Consider the following 19,329-nt stretch of genomic DNA (forward strand, 5'->3'; position numbering starts at 1 on the left):
GCGCAGTTCCCCGCGCCCCTTTGGGGCGCGGGGTTGCCGAAAATCGCTGGCTCGGTCGGTCGGGGGCGAGAGACGCTGCACCCATGATCACTAGCGTCCGGCTCGTCAAAGACCCCCGCCCCGAGACCCGTTACCCCGCAACCCTCGTTCACGACGACGGCACCCGCGTCGTCGTCCGCGCCCCCTGGGCCGGCGCCACCGCCCGGGACTTCGGGTTCGTCCGCTTCGAGGAGGGCGACGTGTTCACCGAGCACTACTGGCGCGACCGCTGGTACTCCGTCAAGGAGGTCCGCGACGCCCACGGCACGCTCAAGGGCTGGTACTGCGACATCACCCGGCCCGCCCGGGTCGAGGACGGCACGCTCGTCGTGACCGACCTCGACCTCGACCTGTGGCGCTCCGCGGACGGCACCGCCGTCCTCCGCCTCGACGAGGACGAGTTCGCCGAGAGTGGCCTCGCCGAGCGCGACCCCGTCGCAGCGGCGCGGGCCGTCGCGGCGCTCGACGAACTGGAGGACCTCGCCCGCACCGCGGACGGGTTCGAGAAGCTGCTCCGCCTCCCCGTGGCAGGGTGAACCCATGCACACCCCCGCACTCGACCTCATCGCCGCCGCCGTCGACCCCGGCAGCTGGCGCTGCTGGGACGAGCCCCTCGCGCTGACCGAGGACGACCCGGACTACCGCGCCGACCTGCTCGCCGCACGCGGGCGCACCGGGCTCGACGAGTCCGTCGTCACCGGCGAAGGACTGCTGCACGGACGCCGGGTGGCCGTCGTGGCCTGCGAATTCCGCTTCCTGGCCGGGTCGATCGGGGTCGCGGCCGGGGAACGGCTCGTACGGGCCGTGGAGCGGGCGACGGCCGAGCGGCTGCCGCTGCTGGCCGCGCCCGCCTCCGGCGGCACCCGCATGCAGGAGGGCACCATCGCCTTCCTGCAGATGGTGAAGGTCGCCGCCGCGATCACCGAGCACAAGGCCGCCGGACTGCCGTACCTGGTCCACCTCCGGCACCCCACGACCGGCGGCGTCCTCGCCTCGTGGGGCTCCCTCGGCCACCTCACCTCCGCCGAACCCGGCGCGCTCATCGGCTTCCTGGGACCCCGGGTCCACGAGGCGCTGTACGGCGAGGAGTTCCCGCAAGGGGTACAGGTCGCGGAGAACCTGCTGGCGAACGGGCTGGTCGATGCGGTGCTGCCTGCGGCACGCCTGGGCGGGGTTGCGGCGCGGGCGCTGTCGGTGCTGTGCGACGACGGGGCGGAGCCGGCGGCGCTTCCCGCGCCGGTGGAGCCTGCCGTTGGGGAGCCGCCGTCCACCGCCGAGTCGATCCGGCGGTCGCGGCGGCCCGAACGGCCCGGTGTGCGGGAGTTCTTGGCGGCGGCCGCTGTCGACGTCACGCTTCTCAGCGGTACGGGCGCCGGGGAGCGCGACCCGGGGCTGCTGCTCGCCCTCGCCCGGGTCGGCGGCACCGCCTGCGTCGTCCTCGGTCACGACCGCGGCAGCCGGGCCACGCCCGCCGCGGGCCTCCCGGAGCACGGGCAGGCGCTCGGGCCCGCCGGGCTGCGGGCGGCGCGGCGGGGCATGCGCATCGCGGCCGAACTGGGGCTGCCGCTGCTCACCGTCGTCGACACGGCCGGGGCCGCGCTGTCCCGCGAGGCCGAAGAGGGCGGTCTCGCGGGCGAGATCGCGCGGTGCCTCGCCGACATGGTGACGCTCGACGCGCCGACCGTGTGCCTGCTGCTGGGGCAGGGCGCGGGCGGTGCCGCGCTCGCCCTGCTTCCGGCCGACCGGGTGATCGCGGCGCGGCACGCGTGGCTGTCGCCGCTGCCGCCGGAGGGGGCCGCGGCGATTCTTCATCGCTCCACGGAGCGGGCGTTCGAGGTGGCGGACCGCCAAGGGGTGAGGTCTGCCGACCTGTTGGGGCGGGGGATCGTGGACCGGATCGTCGAGGAGGGGGACGGCTTCCTGCCGCGGTTGGGGTGGGTGGCCGGTGCGGAACTGAGCGCACTCCGGGCGCGCGCGCCGGAGGCGCTGCGCGCCGAGCGGAGGGCGCGGTACCGGCGCCTGTGACCCGGGTGCGGGCCGTTTGTGGTTGCTCGCGCCCACGCGGCGGAGCCGCTGGGGGCACCCCCTGGGGGCACCCCCAGCGGTAGCTGGGGGAGGTAGCTGGGGGAGACACAGCCCCGCGCCCCTGACGGGGCGCCACCCTCGGTTCGTCGGGCGCGGGCCGTTTGCGGCTGGTCGCGCAGTTCCCCGCGCCCCTTACGGGGCGCGCCCCCCCATCTTGGCTGTGGGCAGGCGTTCCGCAGGGCTGGGGGCACCTCCCAGCGGTAGCTGGGGGAGGGTGGGCACAACCCGACCACCGGGCAGCAACCACCCCGCGGTCACCCCAGTACCCGCACGCAATGCCATTCGTCCGCCGCCGGTTCGTAACCGAACCAGCGGTTCACGGCCAACATCGGCACGTTCCCGGCATCGTTGCCGGTGAACGCCTCCACACACCCCGCCTCGCGCGCCAGGTGGAGTGAGCGGTTCTTCACCGACCGCGCCAGCCCCTGTCCCCGCCAGGCCCGGAGGGCACCGGTCATCGCCGACATGTACCGACCCCGCCCGTCCGTCCGCGCCAGCGAGAACGCCACCGGCACCCCGCCGTCCACCGTCACCGCGACCACGGACAGGTCGCGGTCCAGCCCCGGCCGCTCCCAGTGGGCCGCCAGCCAGGCCTCGTACGGGATCGGCTCCCTCTCCACCTCGCCCGGCTCGTCGAGCGACACCGTCGCGTCCAGCTCGTACAACGGCCGCGGATCGGCCGCGAAATCCGCGACCGTCCGCAGCTCGATCCCGGCCGGCGGTGCCGTCTCCGGCGGGAGCACGGCGAGGTCGAGGCGCAGGAAGCGGGCCCGGCGGCGGGGTTCGTAGCCCCTGCGTCCGGCCCAGGCCACGGAGCGGCCGTCCTCCAGGGCCCACGCGTACACGGACCGGGCGCCCAGCCCGGCCAGGTGCTCCTCGGCCGCCGCCAGGAGCGCCGATCCGGCGCCCCGGCCGGTCGCGTCCGGATGGATGTACAGGTTGCAGTAGGCCTTCCCGGGCTCGGGGCTGTCGAAGAACAGGCCCGTCCGGGCGGTGCCCACGACCCTGCCGTCCAGCTCGGCCACCAGCAGCCGGTAGTGCGCCTCGGCGGGCGAGTGCTCCGCCTCCCAGGCCAGCAGTTCGGGCGTGACCAGCATGAACGGCAGGGCCGCGCGCCGCGTTTCGGCCGCGGCCGCCGCGTCCTCGGGGTTGTCGGTGTGCAAGTCCCGGATGAGGATGTGGGTCGTCGATGTCATGGCGGGAACCGTAGGCCGCCCAACTGGCCTGTTTCAAAAGGTTTTACCTCCTCATAGATGGTGTGTGCATCTATATCGGCGTAGCGTCTGGCCCGATCCGTTGACGAGAGGGGTACGGCAATGTGCGGTATCGCGGGATGGATTTCCTACGACCGGGACCTCACCACCGAGCGCGGCACCCTTGATGCAATGACACAGACCATGTCCTGCCGCGGCCCGGACGCCGCAGGCATCTGGCTCGACACCCACGCCGCCTTCGGGCACCGCCGGCTGGCCGTCATCGACATCGAGGGCGGCAAGCAGCCGATGCTCGTCGAGCACGACGGGCGCACGCTGCTCGCCACCACCTACAGCGGCGAGGTCTACAACTACCGCGAGCTGCGCGCCGAACTGGAGTCCCACGGCCACGCCTTCCGCACCAGCAGCGACACCGAAGTGGTGCTGCACGCCTATCTCGAATGGGGCGAGGACTTCACCGAGCGCCTCAACGGCATGTACGCCTTCGCGTTATGGGACCCGCGCACCGAGGAACTGCTCCTGGTCCGCGACCGCATGGGCATCAAGCCCCTCTACTACTGGCCCACTTCGGACGGCGTGCTCTTCGGATCCGAGCCCAAGGCCATCCTCGCCCACCCCGCCGTGCGCCCCGCCGTCGACGCGGAGGGCCTCGCCGAGCTCGTCGGCTGGACCAAGACGCCCGGCCACGCCGTCTACCGGGGCATGTACGAACTGCGCCCCGGCCACACCGTCCGCGTGCGGCGCTCCGGGCTGGCCGTCCGGCGCTACTGGTCCCTCGAGGCCCGCGAGCACACCGACGACACCGCCACCACCGTCCGGCACGTCCGCGAGCTGCTCGACGACATCGTCGCCCGCCAGCTGATAGCCGACGTCCCGCTGTGCACCCTGCTCTCCGGCGGACTCGACTCCTCCGCCATCACCGCCCTCGCCGCCAAGGGCCTGGCCGACGCGGGCAGAGGCCCGGTGCGGTCCTTCTCGGTCGACTTCACCGGCTACACCGAGAACTTCAAGGCCGACACGCTGCGGCCCACCCCCGACGGACCGTACGCCCACGCCCTCGCCGAGCACGTGCGCTCCGACCACAGCGACATCGTGCTCGACACCGCCGCGCTGATGGAGCGGGCCCACCGCGACGCCGTCCTGACCGCCCGTGACCTGCCGATGGGCTTCGGCGACGGGGACACCTCGCTCTACCTTCTCTTCAAGGCGATCCGCGAACAGACCACGGTCGCGCTGTCCGGGGAGTCCGCGGACGAGGTCTTCGGCGGCTACCGGTGGTTCCACGACCCCGAGGCCGTGCACGCCGACACCTTCCCGTGGGTCGCGGGCGCCGCCTTCGACCGGTTCGCCGGGGAGCAGAGCGGCGGCAGCTCCGCCCTCTTCGACCCGGGCTTCCTCGCCAAGCTCGACGTCCCCGGCTACCAGGACGCCCGCTACCGGGAGGCCCTCGCCGAGATCTCGTACCTGCCCGGCGAGAGCGGGCTGCAGCGGCGCATGCGCGAGGTCAGTTATCTGCACCTGACCCGCTTCGTGCAGCTGCTGCTCGACCGCAAGGACCGCACCAGCATGGCCGTCGGACTGGAGGTCCGGGTGCCGTTCTGCGACCACCGGCTGGTCGAGTACGTCTACAACACCCCCTGGGCGATGAAGACCTTCGACGGGCGCGAGAAGTCCCTGCTGCGCGCGGCCGTGCGCGACGTGCTCCCCGACATCGTGGCGGACCGCGTCAAGAGCCCGTACCCCAGCACCCAGGACCCGCGGTACGCGGACGCGCTCGGCGCGGAGCTGCGGCGGGTGCTCGACGACAAGAACGCCCCCGTCCGGCCGCTGCTGGACACCTCCGCCGTCGCCCAGGCCCTCTCCGCCGGCGCGGGGGAGGCCTTCCGGACGGGCACCGAGCTCGTACTGGGGCTCAACACGTGGCTCGCCTCGTACGAAACGGCGCTCGAGCTGTAGCGTCCTGACGCACAATAGGTGCGACCACACCCCTCAGCCTGGAGTTCCACCGTGGCGTTGCACCTGACCGTCGACCCGGAAGCGGCCGAACCGCCCTACGAGCAGATCCGCGCCCGCATCGCGGAGCGCGCCCGCTCCGGCGAACTGCCCGTCGGCTACAAGCTCCCGACGGTACGGGGGTTCGCGGAGGACCTGGGGCTCGCGGCGAACACGGTGGCCAAGGCGTACCGGGCGCTGGAGGCGGACGGGGTGATCGAGACCCGGGGCCGCAATGGGACGTTCATTGCGGCCCGGGGCGATGCGGGGGCCCGCGCGGCTGCGGACGCCGCGCGGGCGTTTGCGGAGCGGGCTCTCCGGCTGGGGCTGGACAAGCCGGCCGCCCTCGCTGCGGTCGAGGACGCGTTGCGGGCCGTTTACGAGGGCTGACCGCCCTCGTGGTCTTTCGGCTGCGGGTTCGTCGTGGCTTGTCGCGCAGTTCCCCGCGCCCCTCACGGGGCGCGATTGTGCCCGGCACCGGAAGCGCGAGCGATACCCTGGCCCGTGATGGGACGTCATGACGGAAAACGGGCGCGCCTGGTCGCCCTGGTCGCGGCCGTCGTCGCCGCGTTCTTGCTGCTGCTCTGCGCCGGTGGCTGTCAGTCCGGCGGCCGTGCCCGTGGTGCCCAGGGCGTGCCGAACGGCGGCGGGGGCACCCCCGCCTACCTCGGCTTCGGGTTCACACACACCCAGTACAGCGCCGACCTCGGCAACGACGGCGCCCGCAGGACGGCCGCCGGTGTGCTCTCCGCCGACCCCATGCCGCAGAACCAGCACATCATGGGCTGGGGCGCCGACAACCCCGAGCCCAGACCGGGGTCCTACAACTTCGGCGACCTCGACCGCCGCGTCGCCCTCATGCGCAGCACCCGTGCCACGCCGGTGCTCACGCTGTGCTGCGCCCCGGACTGGATGAAGGGCGGCGGGGACAGCACCAACTGGTCCCAGAAGTCCCTGGAGACGGCGCCCGACCGGGCCCACTACAAGGACTTCGCCGACCTCGCGGGCGTGATCGCCAAGCGCTACCCGGACGTCCGGCACTTCATCGTGTGGAACGAGTTCAAGGGCTTCTACGACGATTCCAGGAAGCGCTGGGACTACGAGGGGTACACCGATCTCTACAACCTCGTCTACGCGGAGATCAAGAAACAGAACAAGAACGCCCTCGTCGGCGGTCCGTATGTCGTCATGGACACCGAGACGCCCGGCAACGCCTCCAACGCCTCGTCGCTGCAAGGGCCTTGGGGGGTGGTGGACCAACGGGCCGTCGACGCCCTGGAGTACTGGGACAAGCACAAGGCGGGGGCCGACTTCGTCGTGGTCGACGGCTCCAGCTACACGCGCGACGGCAACCGGATGCTGCCCGACGAGTTCGCGGCCACCCGCAAGTTCGCCGACGTCAGCATCTGGCTGACGAAGACCACGGGGCTGCCCGTGTGGTGGGCCGAGTGGTACGTCGAGCCGCCCGACGCCCAGGACAACCGCCGCGGCTGGACCGAGCCGCACCGCGTCGCCGTCCAGGCCACGGCCATGATGGAGCTGGCCGGGGCCGGCGTGGCCGGCGCCTTCTACTGGAACCCCGAGGAGGAGGCCGCCGACTGTCCGGGCTGCCTGTGGACCCCCACCCAACTCGCCAACGGTGGCGACAAGTTGCCGATGATGGACCTGCTGCAGCGCTTCGCCGCGGCCTTCCACCCCGGCACACACCTGCGCACGCCCGACGTCGGCGGGCCCGACGCCGACCACCTGCGCACCCTCGCCTCGGACCGGACGGTGCTCGTCGTCAACACGCTGGACCGGCCCGTCACCGCCACGGTGGACGGGCACGCCGTCGGGCTGGGGGCGTACGAGGTCCGCTGGCTGACCTAGGGCGCCTCCCGTGCGCCGGGTGGGGCTCCGTCCCGGCGGTTGCCTTCCGCCCCCGGGCGCCGCAACACTGCGAGCGGCGTCCGGATCGCCCCGTCTCCCCGCTGTGTCCGAAAGGCTCCACCCATGTGCGAAAGCGCGACCAAGGCGCTGGTCATCGTCGATGCGGAAGACAACTACTACGTCCTGCCCGGTGAGGTCATCTCCCTGGCCAAAGCGGCCCCCGAGGCCAAGGACGCGATAGCCGAGCGCCTGGCCGACCACGCCAAGGTGCCGCTCGCCGAAGGCTATTGCTTCGCGGGCGTGCTGACCGTCCCGGCCGAGGGCGAACTGGCCCACTACACGCCGGACGTGTCCTGGCCGAACGCCGCCGACGCCACGTGACGGTCACCGTCACCCGAGCCACTCAACGCGCCCTCGTCGCCGACGGATTCGTCTGCCTCCCCGGCCTGTGGGACCGCGGTCTGGCCGCCGGGCTCGCCGCGGAGGCCCGCGCGCGCCGCCCCCACGCCCGGATACCCGAGAACGGACCCCGCACCCCCGTCACCGCCCGGCAGCGTCCCGGCACCCCGGCCGCCACCGGCCCGCTGCTCGCCCGCCTGCACCTGGCCCTGACCGGCACGGCACGGGCCCTGAGCGGGCGGCTCCTGGTGCCCACCTTTGCGGCCTACGGCTACTACGAGGGTGACGATGCGGTGTATCTGCACACCGATACCGCACAGTGCGACCTGACGCTGCTCACCACGGCCTGCGGCGGGGTCGGCCCGCTGCACGTCCACCCGGATCTGGCCGGCCGGAGCCCGGCGGAGCTCGGTGCGCTGGAGAGCGATCCGCGGTGGGACCGCGCCGGAGGGACTCCCGTCCGCTACCCGGCGGCCGGGGTTGCGGCCCTCAGGGGGAACGCCGTCCCGCACCACCGTCCGGGCCGGCCGGCACCGGGGCTGAACGCGGTGGCCGCGCTTTGCTACCGCGCGCTCTACTGAGCGTGCCGATCTGCGGGTGCGTCGTGGCCGGTCGCGCCCACGCGGCGGAGCCGCATCAGGTACGGGGCGCCCCGCACCGTCTACGACATCGTCACCAACCGCTGCACCAGCACCGCCACCAGCACCCCCAGCAACGGCAGCGCAAACCAGAACGACCCCTGCATCCAGTGCAGTTGGCGCACCCCCGGCCGTGCGCCGACCCGTACCAGTTCGCGTACCGTCAGCAGCACCAGCAAGGCCACCGCGGCGAGGCCGCCGATCACCGACGCCGGGGTCCATGTCACCCGCGGCCCCGCCGGCCCCGGACGTGGCTGGGCCGCCTCACCCGACGGCTTCTGCTTCAGCTCGTACAGCACCGCGTCGTCGTTGGACAGCACCCGCCGCAGCTCCGGCCGCTTGTCGAAGGTGCTGCGCATCTTCTGCTCCCAGTCGGGGGAGTATCCGGCGCTCATTTCGAGGTATATCGACTGCCCGGTGCTGATCATGAGGTACGCGTTCGGCCCGGCCTCGCGCAGCCGTGTCACCACCCCGGGGGCGTCGACCGGCGTGCGGGGCGCCAGGACAGGGTCGTAGAAGACCCGTTCCATGTCGCGCGAGCCCCAGGGCATGGCGGGGGTGACGTCGTTGACGGTGTCGCTGCTCATCCACAGCAGCCGCACGGTCGGCTTGTCGTGGGCGTAGACGTAGTTCATGGCGGCGACCTCGCCGGGGCGGACCTGTTCGAAGGACTCGTTGCCCCAGCGGGCCACGAGGAAGCCGAAGACGAGGACGAGCCCGGCGAGCAGCGCCGCCGCCACCGGGAGGGCCGGGCCGCGGCCCTGCGCCGGGTACGCGCGTGGGAAGAGGGCCAGCGCGGCGAGGATGCACGCGCCGGGCAGGGCGAACAGGAAGACGCGCAGGGCGACTTCGCCGCCGTAGGACTGCATGCCGAAGGCGAGGAACGGCACGCAGGTCAGCACCAGCAGCGACAGGTCGCCGACCCCGGAGCGGCGCCGCCGCCACCAGCCGAGGGCGGCGAAGGCCAGCACGCCGCCGGCGAGCAGGACCCGTACGTACAGCACCAGTTTGTGTGTGCTGCTGCCGCCCTGGATGCGGCCCGAGACGGACGAGGAGACGTTGCCGCCGAGCGAACCGATGCCGCCGAACAGCTCCTTGAAGTGGCCCGACCAGTAGGGCTCGGCCAGGAAGCCGATCCAGACCGCCAGCATCACGCCGCACAGCAGCGGCAGCCCGCGCAGGGTCGAACGGCGCACCAGCACCAGCACGGTGAGCACGCCCAGCATCACGAACGGCGTCAGCTGGTGGCTGGAGACCGACGCGGCGAACAGGGCGACCAGCAGCGCCAGCAGCACCGCCTGCTGCCCGTGTCCGAGGGGGGCGGTCTCCTGCTCGCCGGGCAGCCGCTTCCCGCGCAGCTGGCCGGGCCAGCGGAACCACACCAGCAGCACGGCCACGAACAGCAGGTAGAACACGTAGTTGAGCGACTGCGGCGAGAAGTAGTCCTGCCCGACCCAGCCGCACAGCACGAACAGCCACAGCGCCGTCCACTTCGCCCGCCAGTCCGCGCGCACCGCCCGCAGCAGCAGCGCCAGCGGCGCGAGGCACAGCAGCTGCATCGCCAGCGGCCACCAGCGCAGCACCTCGGTGAGGTCGGTGACGCCGCAGGCGCGGGCCGCGAACGCGGCGAGGGCGAAGAAGCCGGGCCAGCTCCAGCGCGCGTCGAGATCGGGGGCGGCCACCCCGGTGCGGTCGATGTAGTCCATGAAGCCCGCGTGCTGCCAGGCCGTGGCGAACCGCGGCTGCCCCTCCAGCAGGGCGGGCACCGCGTGCAGCGAGACGACCGTCAGCAGCAGGACGGCCGTCAGCAGCCGGGTGTGCGGCCGGGCCGTCCACAGGGCGGAGGCGAACGAGAGCACCAGCAGCGCCGCGCCCACGAGCGTCGCCACCGGCAGGACGGAGATCAGCCCGAGCCCGCCCATGCCGTCCAGGTCCACCGTGCCCGCCGCCCACAGCGGCACCCAGTACAGTGCCAGGGCGGCGACGAGCAGCCCCCAGAGGGCGGCCCCGGGCCGGATCCGGCGCCGGGGGCGCCGCTCCCCGGCCGGGGAGGGCGGCGCGGCCGCCTGCTCGGGCACCGGGGCGGGCGGAGGGGACGGTGGAGGGTCGGACGGCGGCATCCGGCGGATGTCCGGGCGCCGTTCCGGGTGGTCGAAGTCCACCCGGACGCCCAGCGGGATGGTGTCCACGTCGAGTGCGGCGCGCAGCACCCGGACGGTGCTGTCGCGCAACCGCTCCCGCTCGGCGGGCGGTTCCTCCTCCGCGGCCTCCCGGCGTGCCTCGTGCCGCGCGGCCGCGCGGTCGCCGTCCACCGCCAGGTCCGCCAGGTCGCCGTCGGGAGCGGCCCCGTCGGCGCGCTCCGCGGCGTCCGGTGCGGGGGAGGAGCCCCGCAGCACGGCCCGCAGCCGCACCGCGGCGACCGAGCAGATCACCGCCAGGCTGGAGACCTCCGCGACGCCCTCGCCCGTCAGCCCCATCCGGGGGAGCAGCAGCAGCGTCAGCCCGAGCACCAGCGCACAGAGCAGCCCCTGCAGATAGGCGAGCCCGGCGGTGCGGCTCTGCGCCCGCAGCACCGCGAAGTAGACCTCCATCACCACGCGCAGCGCCGCCCCGACCGCGTACCAGCGCAGCAGCGGCGTCGCGGCATGGGCGTACCCCGCGCCGAACACCCCCAGGATGTACGGCGCGAGGAAGAACATCACCAGACAGACCGGGATCATGATCTTGGCCATCCGGCGCAGCGCGGCCCGGCAGTTCTCCGCCAGCCGCGCCGGGTCGTGCGAGCCCTCGACGGTCAGCGAGGCGCCCATGTTGATCGCGAGCAGGTTGACGGTGCCGCCGATGGTGGAGGTGATGTAGAAGTAGGCGTTGTTGGTAGAGCTCACCTGCGCGGCGACGATCACCGGGATCAGATAGACCACGGCCAGGGAGAACAGCGAGCCGGTGCAGTCCCCGGCGAGGAAGCGGCCCATCTCCCGGTAGGAGGCGGGCCGGGCCGTCTGCTCGGTGGCCCGTACGTGCGCGGGCACCAGCCGCCGGAAGACCAGCCAGCCCAGCGGCAGCACCGACACGGCGATCGAGACGACCCACGAGACGAACACCCCGGACACCGGGAGCACCGTCGCCAGCCCGACCAGCAGCGCCAGCTTCACCGCCGAGAAGGCGGTGTTGCCCACCGGCACCCACGGCGCGCTGCGCAGCCCCGTCAGCACCCCGTCCTGCAGGGTCAGGACCGACCAGGCCACGACGGCCACGACGAAGCCGAGCCCGGGCAGCAGCCCCTGCAGGGACCGGTAGGACGGGCCCCACAGCCCCAGCGTGAGCAGGAAGACGCCCGCCGCGGTGGCCACCACCAGCGAACTGGCCGCGTACGTGCGGAAGACGAGCCGGCCCGTGGTGCGCCCCGCGACCGGGATGAAGCGGGCCAGCGCGCCGGTGAGCGTCACCGCGGTGATCCCCGCGAGGAGCTTCATCGCGGCGATGGCCGCCGACCCCTGGCCGACGGCCGACTCCGTGTAGTAGCGCGCGGCCACGAGCCAGTAGCCCAGACCGAGGACGGCGCTGATGCCGGTGTTGAGCATCAGCGCGAAGGCGTTGCGGAACAGCGGGCTGCCGCCTCCTCTCCCGGGCAGCCGCAGCCTGCGACCGCTCGGCTCCACTGCCCGCTCCTCGGTCCGGGTGGACGTGTCAGACACGCGCTTCGCTTGCCTTCCTGACGGCCTGGCGGCTCCTGCGGACGATGGCGTACCCCTTCGTCAGAGCCCGGTCCCTGGCGAACAGCCGCCCCACGGACCGGCCCTCCACCATGCGCTCGAAGTCGGCTATACCCGTCGTGCGCCGCACCGTCACCCGCTGCAGCGCGTACGGCCCCTGCCGGCGCACGGCCATGCCGTTGCCCACGGCGAGCGAGACGGAGAAGCCGGCCGCCCGCACCGCCCCGCGCACCCGCCGGGTGGAATACCCGTACGGATAGGCGAACGACACCGGCGGGCGGCCGAGTTCGGCGGTGATCAGCTCGTGGCAGCGCTCCACCTCGAACGCCAGCTTCTCCTCGGACAGCTGGTCGAGTTGCGGATGCGTGTGACTGTGGCCGCCTATCTCGACGCCGGCCGCCGCGAGTTCGCGGATCTGCTCCCAGTCGAGCATGAGGTCGAGCGCGCCGCCCGTGTCGTGCTCGCCGCGCAGCCAGCCCGTGGAGGCGAACAGCGTGGCGGGGAAGCCGTGTTCGACGAGGGCGGGGAGGGCGTGGCGGTGCACGCCCTCATAACCGTCGTCGAAGGTGATGAGTACCGGCTTGGGCGGCAACGCGCGCCCCTCGCGCCAGGCGGCGGCCAGCTGTGCGGCCGTCACCGGGGTGAATCCGAAACCGTGCAGCAGCCGCATCTGTTCGGCGAAGGCCTCCGGGGAGACCGACAGGCCGTAGGCCGCGCGGGCCGGCGCGTGGCCCACGGCGTGGTACATCAGGATCGGGACGGGGCCGCCGCTCATGCTCCCGCCTCCCCGGCTCTCGCCCCCGGCGGCACCGGCCGTGCCACCGCGAACCGCTGCCCGCGGCGCGCCCGGAGGCTGCCCAGGGCGTAGCCGCCGGTGGTGACGGCCAGCCCGGCCACGATGGCCCCGGCCCGGCCCGCGCCCCCGGGCCGGCCCAGCAGGGCGTCCCGCAGCCCGCGGGCCACGCCCGCGGGCAGCACCCGCGTGGTGTAGCGGCGCTCGGAGGCAAGTCCCTTCTGTGGGCCGACACTTCGCGCCACGAGCGCCTTGGAGAGGCCCTCGGCGTAGGCCCGGGTGCGGAAGTAGCCGAACCGCTCGCGGGCGGCGGGCACCCGGTGGTGGATCACCGAGCGGTCGTCGATGAGCAGCACCGCGTCGGGCACGGCCCTGGTCAGCCGGATGCACAGCTCGGTCTCCTCGCCGCCCAGCGGCAGCCGCTGGCCGTCGCGCCCGATGCCGCTGGCGAAGCCGCCGACCGCGGTGAGGGCCGACTTGCGGAAGGAGGCGTTGCCGCCGAGGACGTTGCGCACCTGCACCCGGCCGGGGGGCAGGCCGCGATAGGTGCAGCCCACGACCCAGTCGAACTCCTCGGGGAACCAGGCGGGCCTCTGCCTGGACGCCCAGACGGGCATGGTGCGCCCGCCGACCGCCATGACCCGGGGGTCGGCGTAACCCTCGGCGAAGTGCAGCAGCCAGTCCCGCTCGGCCACCGCGTCGTCGTCGAGGAAGGCGATCACCTCGCCCTCGGCGGCTTCCGTGCCGGTGTTGCGCCCGGCGGACAGGCCGCGCGGGCCGGTGTTGGCGAGGATGCGCACCCGGCCCGCCTCCGCACCTGCGCCGTCGTCGCCGAAGGCCTTGGCCAGGCGGCGCAGCAGGGCCGGGTTGTGGTCGACGACGACCAGTGTCTCCAGCGCCGGGTGGGACTGGCCGCGCACCGAGGCCACCGCGGCGAGGATGTCGCCCCAGCGGTCCTCGGTGTAGACGCAGATGACCACCGAGACGGACGGGTCCGCGCCCGCGGTGGTCAAGAGACGTCCCCGCGGTTGGCGGCCGGTGCGATCGCGAGCCGGGGCTGCGGACGGGGCCGGCCCCGGCGGTCGCCGCGCTCGCGGAGGATCACCTTCAGCACCCGCAGTCCGTCGCGCACGGCCCGCAGATTGCTGGTGCCGTGGATCCTGACGAACTCATGGCTGGGAATCTCCTGGACCCGCAGGCCCGCTTTGACCACTCTGATGTTCATCAGCGTCTCGACCTCGAACCCGGCGCAGTCCAGGGCGATCTCGTCCAGGCAGCGCTTCCAGAACGCGTTGTAGCCGTAGCAAAGGTCGGTGTAGCGGGCCCCGAATTTGTGATTGACGATGGAGCACAGCACACGGTTGCCGAGCTTGCGGATGAGCGTCATGTCGTCGGTGCCGCCGCCGTTGGCGAAGCGGGATCCCTTGGCGAAGTCGGCGCCCCCGACGAGGGCGGAGACGTAGCGCAGGATCTCGCCCCCGTCCGCGGAGCCGTCGGCGTCGACCATGACGATGATCTCGCCGGTGCAGGCGGCGAAGCCGGTGATCAGGGCATCGCCCTTGCCCTTGCCCAGCTGCTGGACCACCTTGACGTCCGGGCACAGGTCGCGGGCGACCTGGACGGTGTCGTCGGTGGAGTTGCCGTCGACCAGGACCACTTCATGGATCCAGTCGGGAAGCGTCTTGAAGACGTACGGAAGGTTCTCCGCCTCGTTCATGGCGGGAATCACCACGCTCACCGGTGGCCTTATAGCGATCTGCGAGGTCACCGGGCGGTATCGGCGTCCGGATGGCTCCGGGTCGGGATCCTGGTCCTGACTCGCCGCCGGGCGCAGGAACGCACTCATGAGTCCTGTTTCCCTCTCGTCCGGGGGACCGCCCGCCCAAGGGCGGTCCGGTGGTTGTCCGGTTCGAAAAGGGGGTACCCGCCCCGTCCGCCCGGCGGGGAACCGCCGTCGGTCCTGGGCGAGTTGGCAAGTGTTACGGCCGCGCGGCACGCGACTCGGCAGTGCTGACGGCCGAGCGCGGCACCCCCTGCCGCGCCCCGCGCCGGACATCATGGCGACGCTGTGAGCCCTCCCCGAGCCGCTTGGACATGATGGGCCGATGCGGGTAGATGTACGACGGTATTGAAGCTTGAGACTGAATGGCAAGAGCTGAGGCGGAGACTCCTCCTTTGGTGTGTTTATGCCCGATGCAACCACCCATGGTTGCACGGGCAGTTGGGCGTGGAACAGGGCACCCGAGGGGGTTCAGCCGCCCTCGCGGATGCGCCCCACGCGCTTGAGCAGTCGGTCGGCGGGGTCGAAGAGCCCGGGCCGCGCGAGCACGGTGTTGCGCAGCGCACGCACCGGCGCGCGGCGTGCCCGGTAGCCCAGGGCGACGGGATGACGCCTCGTCACCCAGCCCTCGGAGACGCAGAGTTCACGGGTCTTCAGGGAGTCCTTGTACGCCTTGCCGCCCCGGCCCAGGTCCAGATAGGCCGTTCCCGCGGCGGCCGCCCCCTCGGCCATCCGCAGGTGCAGCACCAGCCCCGGCGAGTACCGGGCGAACCGCGGGTCGTACGCGGGGAACCAGCAGGCCAGCACCGTCGGCGTGCGCAGCCCGAAGTGCGCGGCGACCGGCCGGCCACCCGCGTAGAGCACGGACAGCAGCCCGGAGAAGGACGCCGTGCGGGTGTGGAAGAGCTGCTCGACGAGGTGGGATATCCAGGGCCGGGCGAAGCGGTCGCTGCGTCCCGTTCTTCGGTACTGCGCCGACTTCCAGCCCGTCAGGACGCGCAGAACGGCCGGATCGCGCTCGTCGTGCACGTAGCGCACCTCGCCCACGTCCCGGCCGAGCCGGCGTTCCTTGGCCAGGGTGGTGCGGGTGAACTTCGGCGACTGCTTGCGCAGCGCCTGCAGATAGTGGGCGAAGCCCTGGTCGACGTCGATGACGGGGGAGGCGAAGGAGCCGGAGGCCGCGACCTCGAACGGCTTCTGGCCCTCCACCAGGTGGTCGAACTCCCACAGCGACAGCCCGCAGGCGTGCAGCAGTTCACGGCTGTCCCACTGGAAGCCCGGCCGGTGCACCAGCCCCTGGGCGTCCGACACGCCCAGCCCCACGGCCCGGCCCACGCCCAGCCGCGAGCGCTGGAAGGGGAAGTACGCCACCGGTTCGCCGTCCTCCCGCACGGCCGCGATGCGGGTGCCGTGCCGGGTGCGCCCCACCGCGAGGGCGAACTCGGGTGCGAGGAAAGGATTCGCGAGCTGCGGGGAGCCGTCCTCGACCGCCTGCGACTGCAGGGCGGACCACGCAGCTCGGTCGGCCGCCGTGAGATCACCGGGCCGGTACACGCTGATGTCCACGTCAGGAAGCCCGACTTCTCGCCGAGCGGCTCCGGTGGCGCCGCACGTGGGCCAGCAGGAACACGAGGAGGCTGACGGCCGCGACCGCGGCGACACCGCCCCGCACGGTCCAGGCGTGCAGCGCGAGCATGGTCTGCGCGACCAGCAGGTCCACGGCGACGGCCCCGCCGGCGGCCACCACCGACCGGCTCAGCGGGTCGAGGTCGTGCAGCGCGGCCCCCACGGCGCACGCCGGCGCCACGATCAGGAAGAACAGGGTGAAGGGTGCGCGCAGCGGCGAGCCGATGTCGGCGAGGGCCAGGGCCCAGCCCGCTCCCGCGATGGCCGCGGCGGCCCCCGCGACCACGGGGAGGGAGTCCCCGAGCGGCGGCCTCCTCCCGGTGCGCTCGTCCGTGCCGCCGGATTCTGCCGGTTCGGCGGGACCGTGGAGTTCCGTGAAGCTCTGCATTGGCGACTTTGCCCCCCGAAGCGCCGGATGCCGGGCTTCAATGTCGCGCAGTCGCCGGAGGCCCGTCAAGGTGTGAAGACCACGTAAGCGGCTTCCGGACACCGAACCGTCAACTCCCGTTAAACGCCTGCCTCCCGGGGGAGAGATCAAGGATTACTTTTGGCATGGACACTTCCAGCGACACCAGGTCGCTGCTACCACCGAGGTAGGAGAAAAGCCTGGTAGAGGAGGTTCCATGAATCCGTCCCGGCTCCAGGGCGCCCTCACCGCCCTGGCCCTGACCGCCGCCCTCGCCCTCGGCGGGGCCGGCACCGCACACGCTGCGGGGCAGGACGCAACTCCCGCCTACGTGGCCCTCGGTGACTCGTATTCGTCCGGCGTCGGAGCGGGCGACTACGACTCCGGCAGCGGCGACTGCAAGCGCAGCACCAAGGCCTACCCCGCGCTCTGGGCCGCCGCGAACTCCCCCGCGGACTTCGCCTTCACCGCCTGTTCGGGAGCCCGGACGGGTGACGTCCTCAGTGGTCAGCTGGGCCCGCTCTCCACCTCCACCGGGCTCGTCAGCATCACGATCGGCGGCAACGACGCGGGCTTCTCGGACGTCATGTCCAGCTGTGTGCTGGGCTCCGACAGCTCCTGCCTGGACCGGATCGACCAGGCCCGCACATATGTCCAGAACCAGCTGCCCGCACAGCTCGACAGCGTCTACTCCGCGATCAGCGCCAAGGCCCCCGCGGCGCACGTGGTCGTCCTCGGCTACCCCCGCTTCTACAGAACCGGAGGTGACTGCGTCGGGCTGAGCGACACCAAGAGGTCGGCCATCAACGACGCGGCCGACTTCCTCGACTCCGTCATCGCCAAGCACGCCGCCGACCACGGCTTCGCCTACGGCGACGTCAACTCCGCCTTCGCCGGGCACGAGATCTGCTCCGACAACCCCTGGCTCAACAGCCTGACCTTCCCCGTCGACGAGTCCTACCACCCCACCGCCGACGGGCAGTCCGGCGGATACCTGCCGGTGTTCTCATCGGTCGCCTGATCCGTACGCGCCGTGGTAAGCGGTCGCCGGGCCCGGTGAGGGGGACGCCGAACTCGTCGGGCCCGACGACCCCGAGGGCGTACCGGACGCCGGGGGGCTGCTCGGCGGCGTCGCCCGGCACGTCAGCGTGAAGGGGATGTGGTGGGACGTCGTCGTCCGCGGGCTCTTCACCTCGACGGCGACCCAGCCCCTGCCCGAGTCCGTGCCCGTCTCCGCGTGCTGCACGATCCGGGGCCGGGTGTCCGTGAACCTGACGGTCTGCCAGTCGCCGTACCCGCTGTTCGTCACCCAGCGGTAGACCACGTCCGCCGGGGCGTGGGTCACCGTGAGGGCCGCGGTGAAGGAGGGGGCGGCGGCGTCCGGCGGCGGGCAGGGTCCGTTGTAGTGGTCGCGCACCGCGGTGAGGGTGACGTCGACGGAGGCGGGGCCGCCGGGGGCGGCGGACTCCCCGCCCGTCTCCGGGGTGCCGCCCGACGGCGTCGCCTTCTTCCCGTCGTCGGCCGGCGCCGAGCTGCCCGACGAGGAGGTGCTGCCCTTGTTCTCCGAACTTCCGCGGTCCGCCAGCGCCCACACCAGCCCGCCCACCGCGAGTGCCGCGACGAGCACGCCGGCCACGATCAGCGCCGCCCGCCCCCGGCGCGGCTGCTCCGGAACGGCGGCCGTGGTGGCCGGCCCGGGTTCCTGCGGGGGCTCCGGGGGCGGCGCGGCCACCGTCGGGGCGTAGGCGGCCGGCACCGCGCGCGGCGCACCGCCCGCGGCCGCGGTCCGCAGCAGGTGCGTCGCCTCCTCGGCCCCCATGCGCAGCTGCGGGTCCTTGCGCAGCAGGCCCTCCAGGACGGGCGCGAGCCCGCCGGCCCGGCGCGGCGGCGGCAGCTCCTGGTCCACCACGGCGCGCAGCGTGCTCAGCGCGGTGTCCTGACGGAACGGCGAGTAGCCCTCCACCGCCGCGTACAGCGTCACCCCCAGCGACCACAGGTCCGACTCCGCTCCCGGCGGGCCGCCCAGCGCGCGCTCGGGGGCCAGGAACTCCGGCGAGCCGAGGAGCTGTCCGGCCGACGTCAGCGTGGAGGTGCCGGCGACCGTCGCGATGCCGAAGTCGGTGAGGACGACACGCCCGTCGTTGGAGACGAGTACGTTTCCCGGTTTTACGTCCCGGTGCAGCACGCCCACGGCGTGCGCCGCCCGGAGCGCGGCGAGCACCTCTGCGCCGATGTGCGCGGTGCGCGCGGGCGTGAGCGGGCCCTCCATGTCCAGGATCTGTGCGAGCGAGAGCCCGCGCACCAGCTCCATGACGATCCAGGGCCGGCCGTCCTCGGTGATCACGTCGTGCACGCCGACGACGTTGCGGTGTGCCACGCGGGCCGCCGCGCGCCCCTCCCGCTCCAGCCGGACGTAGAGGGTGCGTACCTCCTCACCAGGCATTCCGTCCGGCGCCCGGACCTCCTTGACGGCCACGTCGCGGTCCAGGACCTCGTCCCGCGCCCGCCAGACCGTCCCCATCCCGCCCTGTCCGAGTCCGTCCAGCAGCCGGTAACGGCCCGCCAGAAGCCGCCCGGCACCCGGTTCCCCGCTCATGTGCGTCCCTCCGCCGAGAGAGCAATTCGGGGTGAATGTACCGCAACGGAGCGTGATTGCCTCCTCTCCGGTTTCTGTTCGTACCGGCCAACTCGCCGTCCGTTGCGTCAGGTTCACGCCAGGTACGTCAACGCCCTTGACGGGGTGGTGAATCCACCCCGCCGATGCGCGGGTGACGC

16 protein-coding genes are annotated in these 19,329 nt (G+C 72.9%); 8 read left to right on the top strand and 8 right to left on the bottom strand.

Annotation, left to right across the window (positions count from 1 at the left end; all coding sequences use genetic code 11):
• Nucleotides 1–83 precede the first annotated feature (83 nt).
• The gene (locus ACLHRZ_RS06215) at nt 84–575 is read left to right on the top strand and encodes a ribonuclease FAU-1 family protein (protein ID WP_490417249.1); all 492 of its coding nucleotides are present in this window, start codon (nt 84–86) and stop codon (nt 573–575) included.
• A 4-nt stretch (nt 576–579) separates the two neighbouring features.
• Nucleotides 580–2,064 (top strand): carboxyl transferase domain-containing protein, encoded by a 1,485-nt coding sequence (locus tag ACLHRZ_RS06220; RefSeq protein WP_490417250.1) that lies wholly within the window; start codon nt 580–582, stop codon nt 2,062–2,064.
• A 314-nt stretch (nt 2,065–2,378) separates the two neighbouring features.
• On the opposite strand, the gene ACLHRZ_RS06225 is transcribed toward ACLHRZ_RS06220, so the two are convergent.
• Nucleotides 2,379–3,320, bottom strand: a complete 942-nt coding sequence (locus ACLHRZ_RS06225) for a GNAT family N-acetyltransferase (protein ID WP_490417251.1) — start codon at nt 3,318–3,320, stop codon at nt 2,379–2,381.
• 120 nt (nt 3,321–3,440) lie between these two features.
• Between ACLHRZ_RS06225 and asnB the strand changes: the two genes are divergently transcribed.
• The 5 genes from asnB to ACLHRZ_RS06250 all read left to right on the top strand — a co-directional run bounded on the left by asnB (nt 3,441) and on the right by ACLHRZ_RS06250 (nt 8,179).
• Nucleotides 3,441–5,294 carry an asparagine synthase (glutamine-hydrolyzing) gene (gene asnB / locus ACLHRZ_RS06230; protein ID WP_490417252.1) on the top strand — a complete coding sequence of 618 codons (1,854 nt, stop codon included), beginning with the start codon at nt 3,441–3,443 and terminating at the stop codon, nt 5,292–5,294.
• 51 nt (nt 5,295–5,345) lie between these two features.
• The gene (locus tag ACLHRZ_RS06235; protein ID WP_490417253.1) at nt 5,346–5,720 is read left to right on the top strand and encodes a GntR family transcriptional regulator; all 375 of its coding nucleotides are present in this window, start codon (nt 5,346–5,348) and stop codon (nt 5,718–5,720) included.
• Between the two features lie 117 nt (nt 5,721–5,837).
• Nucleotides 5,838–7,199, top strand: coding sequence for a xylan 1,4-beta-xylosidase (locus ACLHRZ_RS06240; protein WP_490417254.1), 1,362 nt, complete (start codon nt 5,838–5,840; stop codon nt 7,197–7,199).
• A 123-nt stretch (nt 7,200–7,322) separates the two neighbouring features.
• Nucleotides 7,323–7,580: a hypothetical protein gene (locus ACLHRZ_RS06245; protein WP_490417255.1), complete on the top strand. Its 258-nt coding sequence runs from the start codon at nt 7,323–7,325 to the stop codon at nt 7,578–7,580.
• On the top strand, nt 7,577–8,179 hold the full coding sequence (locus tag ACLHRZ_RS06250; protein ID WP_490417256.1) for a hypothetical protein: 603 nt from the start codon (nt 7,577–7,579) through the stop codon (nt 8,177–8,179). Before ACLHRZ_RS06245 ends, ACLHRZ_RS06250 begins: the two co-directional genes overlap by 4 nt.
• 80 nt (nt 8,180–8,259) lie before the next feature.
• On the opposite strand, the gene ACLHRZ_RS06255 is transcribed toward ACLHRZ_RS06250, so the two are convergent.
• From ACLHRZ_RS06255 to ACLHRZ_RS06280, 6 genes are all read right to left on the bottom strand, one after another.
• On the bottom strand, nt 8,260–11,931 hold the full coding sequence (locus ACLHRZ_RS06255; RefSeq protein ID WP_490417257.1) for a lipopolysaccharide biosynthesis protein: 3,672 nt from the start codon (nt 11,929–11,931) through the stop codon (nt 8,260–8,262).
• Nucleotides 11,924–12,724 carry a polysaccharide deacetylase family protein gene (locus ACLHRZ_RS06260; protein ID WP_490417258.1) on the bottom strand — a complete coding sequence of 267 codons (801 nt, stop codon included), beginning with the start codon at nt 12,722–12,724 and terminating at the stop codon, nt 11,924–11,926. The genes ACLHRZ_RS06255 and ACLHRZ_RS06260 overlap by 8 nt, the downstream gene beginning before the upstream one ends.
• Entirely contained in the window at nt 12,721–13,755 is a 1,035-nt protein-coding gene (locus tag ACLHRZ_RS06265; protein WP_490417259.1) for a glycosyltransferase family 2 protein, read from the bottom strand. The genes ACLHRZ_RS06260 and ACLHRZ_RS06265 overlap by 4 nt, the downstream gene beginning before the upstream one ends.
• Nucleotides 13,752–14,588, bottom strand: a complete 837-nt coding sequence (locus tag ACLHRZ_RS06270; protein ID WP_490417260.1) for a glycosyltransferase family 2 protein — start codon at nt 14,586–14,588, stop codon at nt 13,752–13,754. Before ACLHRZ_RS06270 ends, ACLHRZ_RS06265 begins: the two co-directional genes overlap by 4 nt.
• Before the next feature lie 405 nt (nt 14,589–14,993).
• Nucleotides 14,994–16,088, bottom strand: coding sequence for a GNAT family N-acetyltransferase (locus ACLHRZ_RS06275; protein WP_490417261.1), 1,095 nt, complete (start codon nt 16,086–16,088; stop codon nt 14,994–14,996).
• 1 nt (nt 16,089) lies between these two features.
• Nucleotides 16,090–16,536, bottom strand: coding sequence for a hypothetical protein (locus tag ACLHRZ_RS06280; RefSeq protein WP_490417262.1), 447 nt, complete (start codon nt 16,534–16,536; stop codon nt 16,090–16,092).
• 235 nt (nt 16,537–16,771) lie between these two features.
• Between ACLHRZ_RS06280 and ACLHRZ_RS06285 the strand changes: the two genes are divergently transcribed.
• Nucleotides 16,772–17,575 (top strand): SGNH/GDSL hydrolase family protein, encoded by an 804-nt coding sequence (locus tag ACLHRZ_RS06285; protein ID WP_490417263.1) that lies wholly within the window; start codon nt 16,772–16,774, stop codon nt 17,573–17,575.
• Here the strand turns inward: ACLHRZ_RS06285 and ACLHRZ_RS06290 are convergent.
• Nucleotides 17,561–19,150: a serine/threonine-protein kinase gene (locus ACLHRZ_RS06290; protein ID WP_490417264.1), complete on the bottom strand. Its 1,590-nt coding sequence runs from the start codon at nt 19,148–19,150 to the stop codon at nt 17,561–17,563. The genes ACLHRZ_RS06285 and ACLHRZ_RS06290 overlap by 15 nt on opposite strands.
• Nucleotides 19,151–19,329 lie beyond the last annotated feature (179 nt).

It is taken from the genome of Streptomyces sp. AM25 (assembly GCF_058146165.1).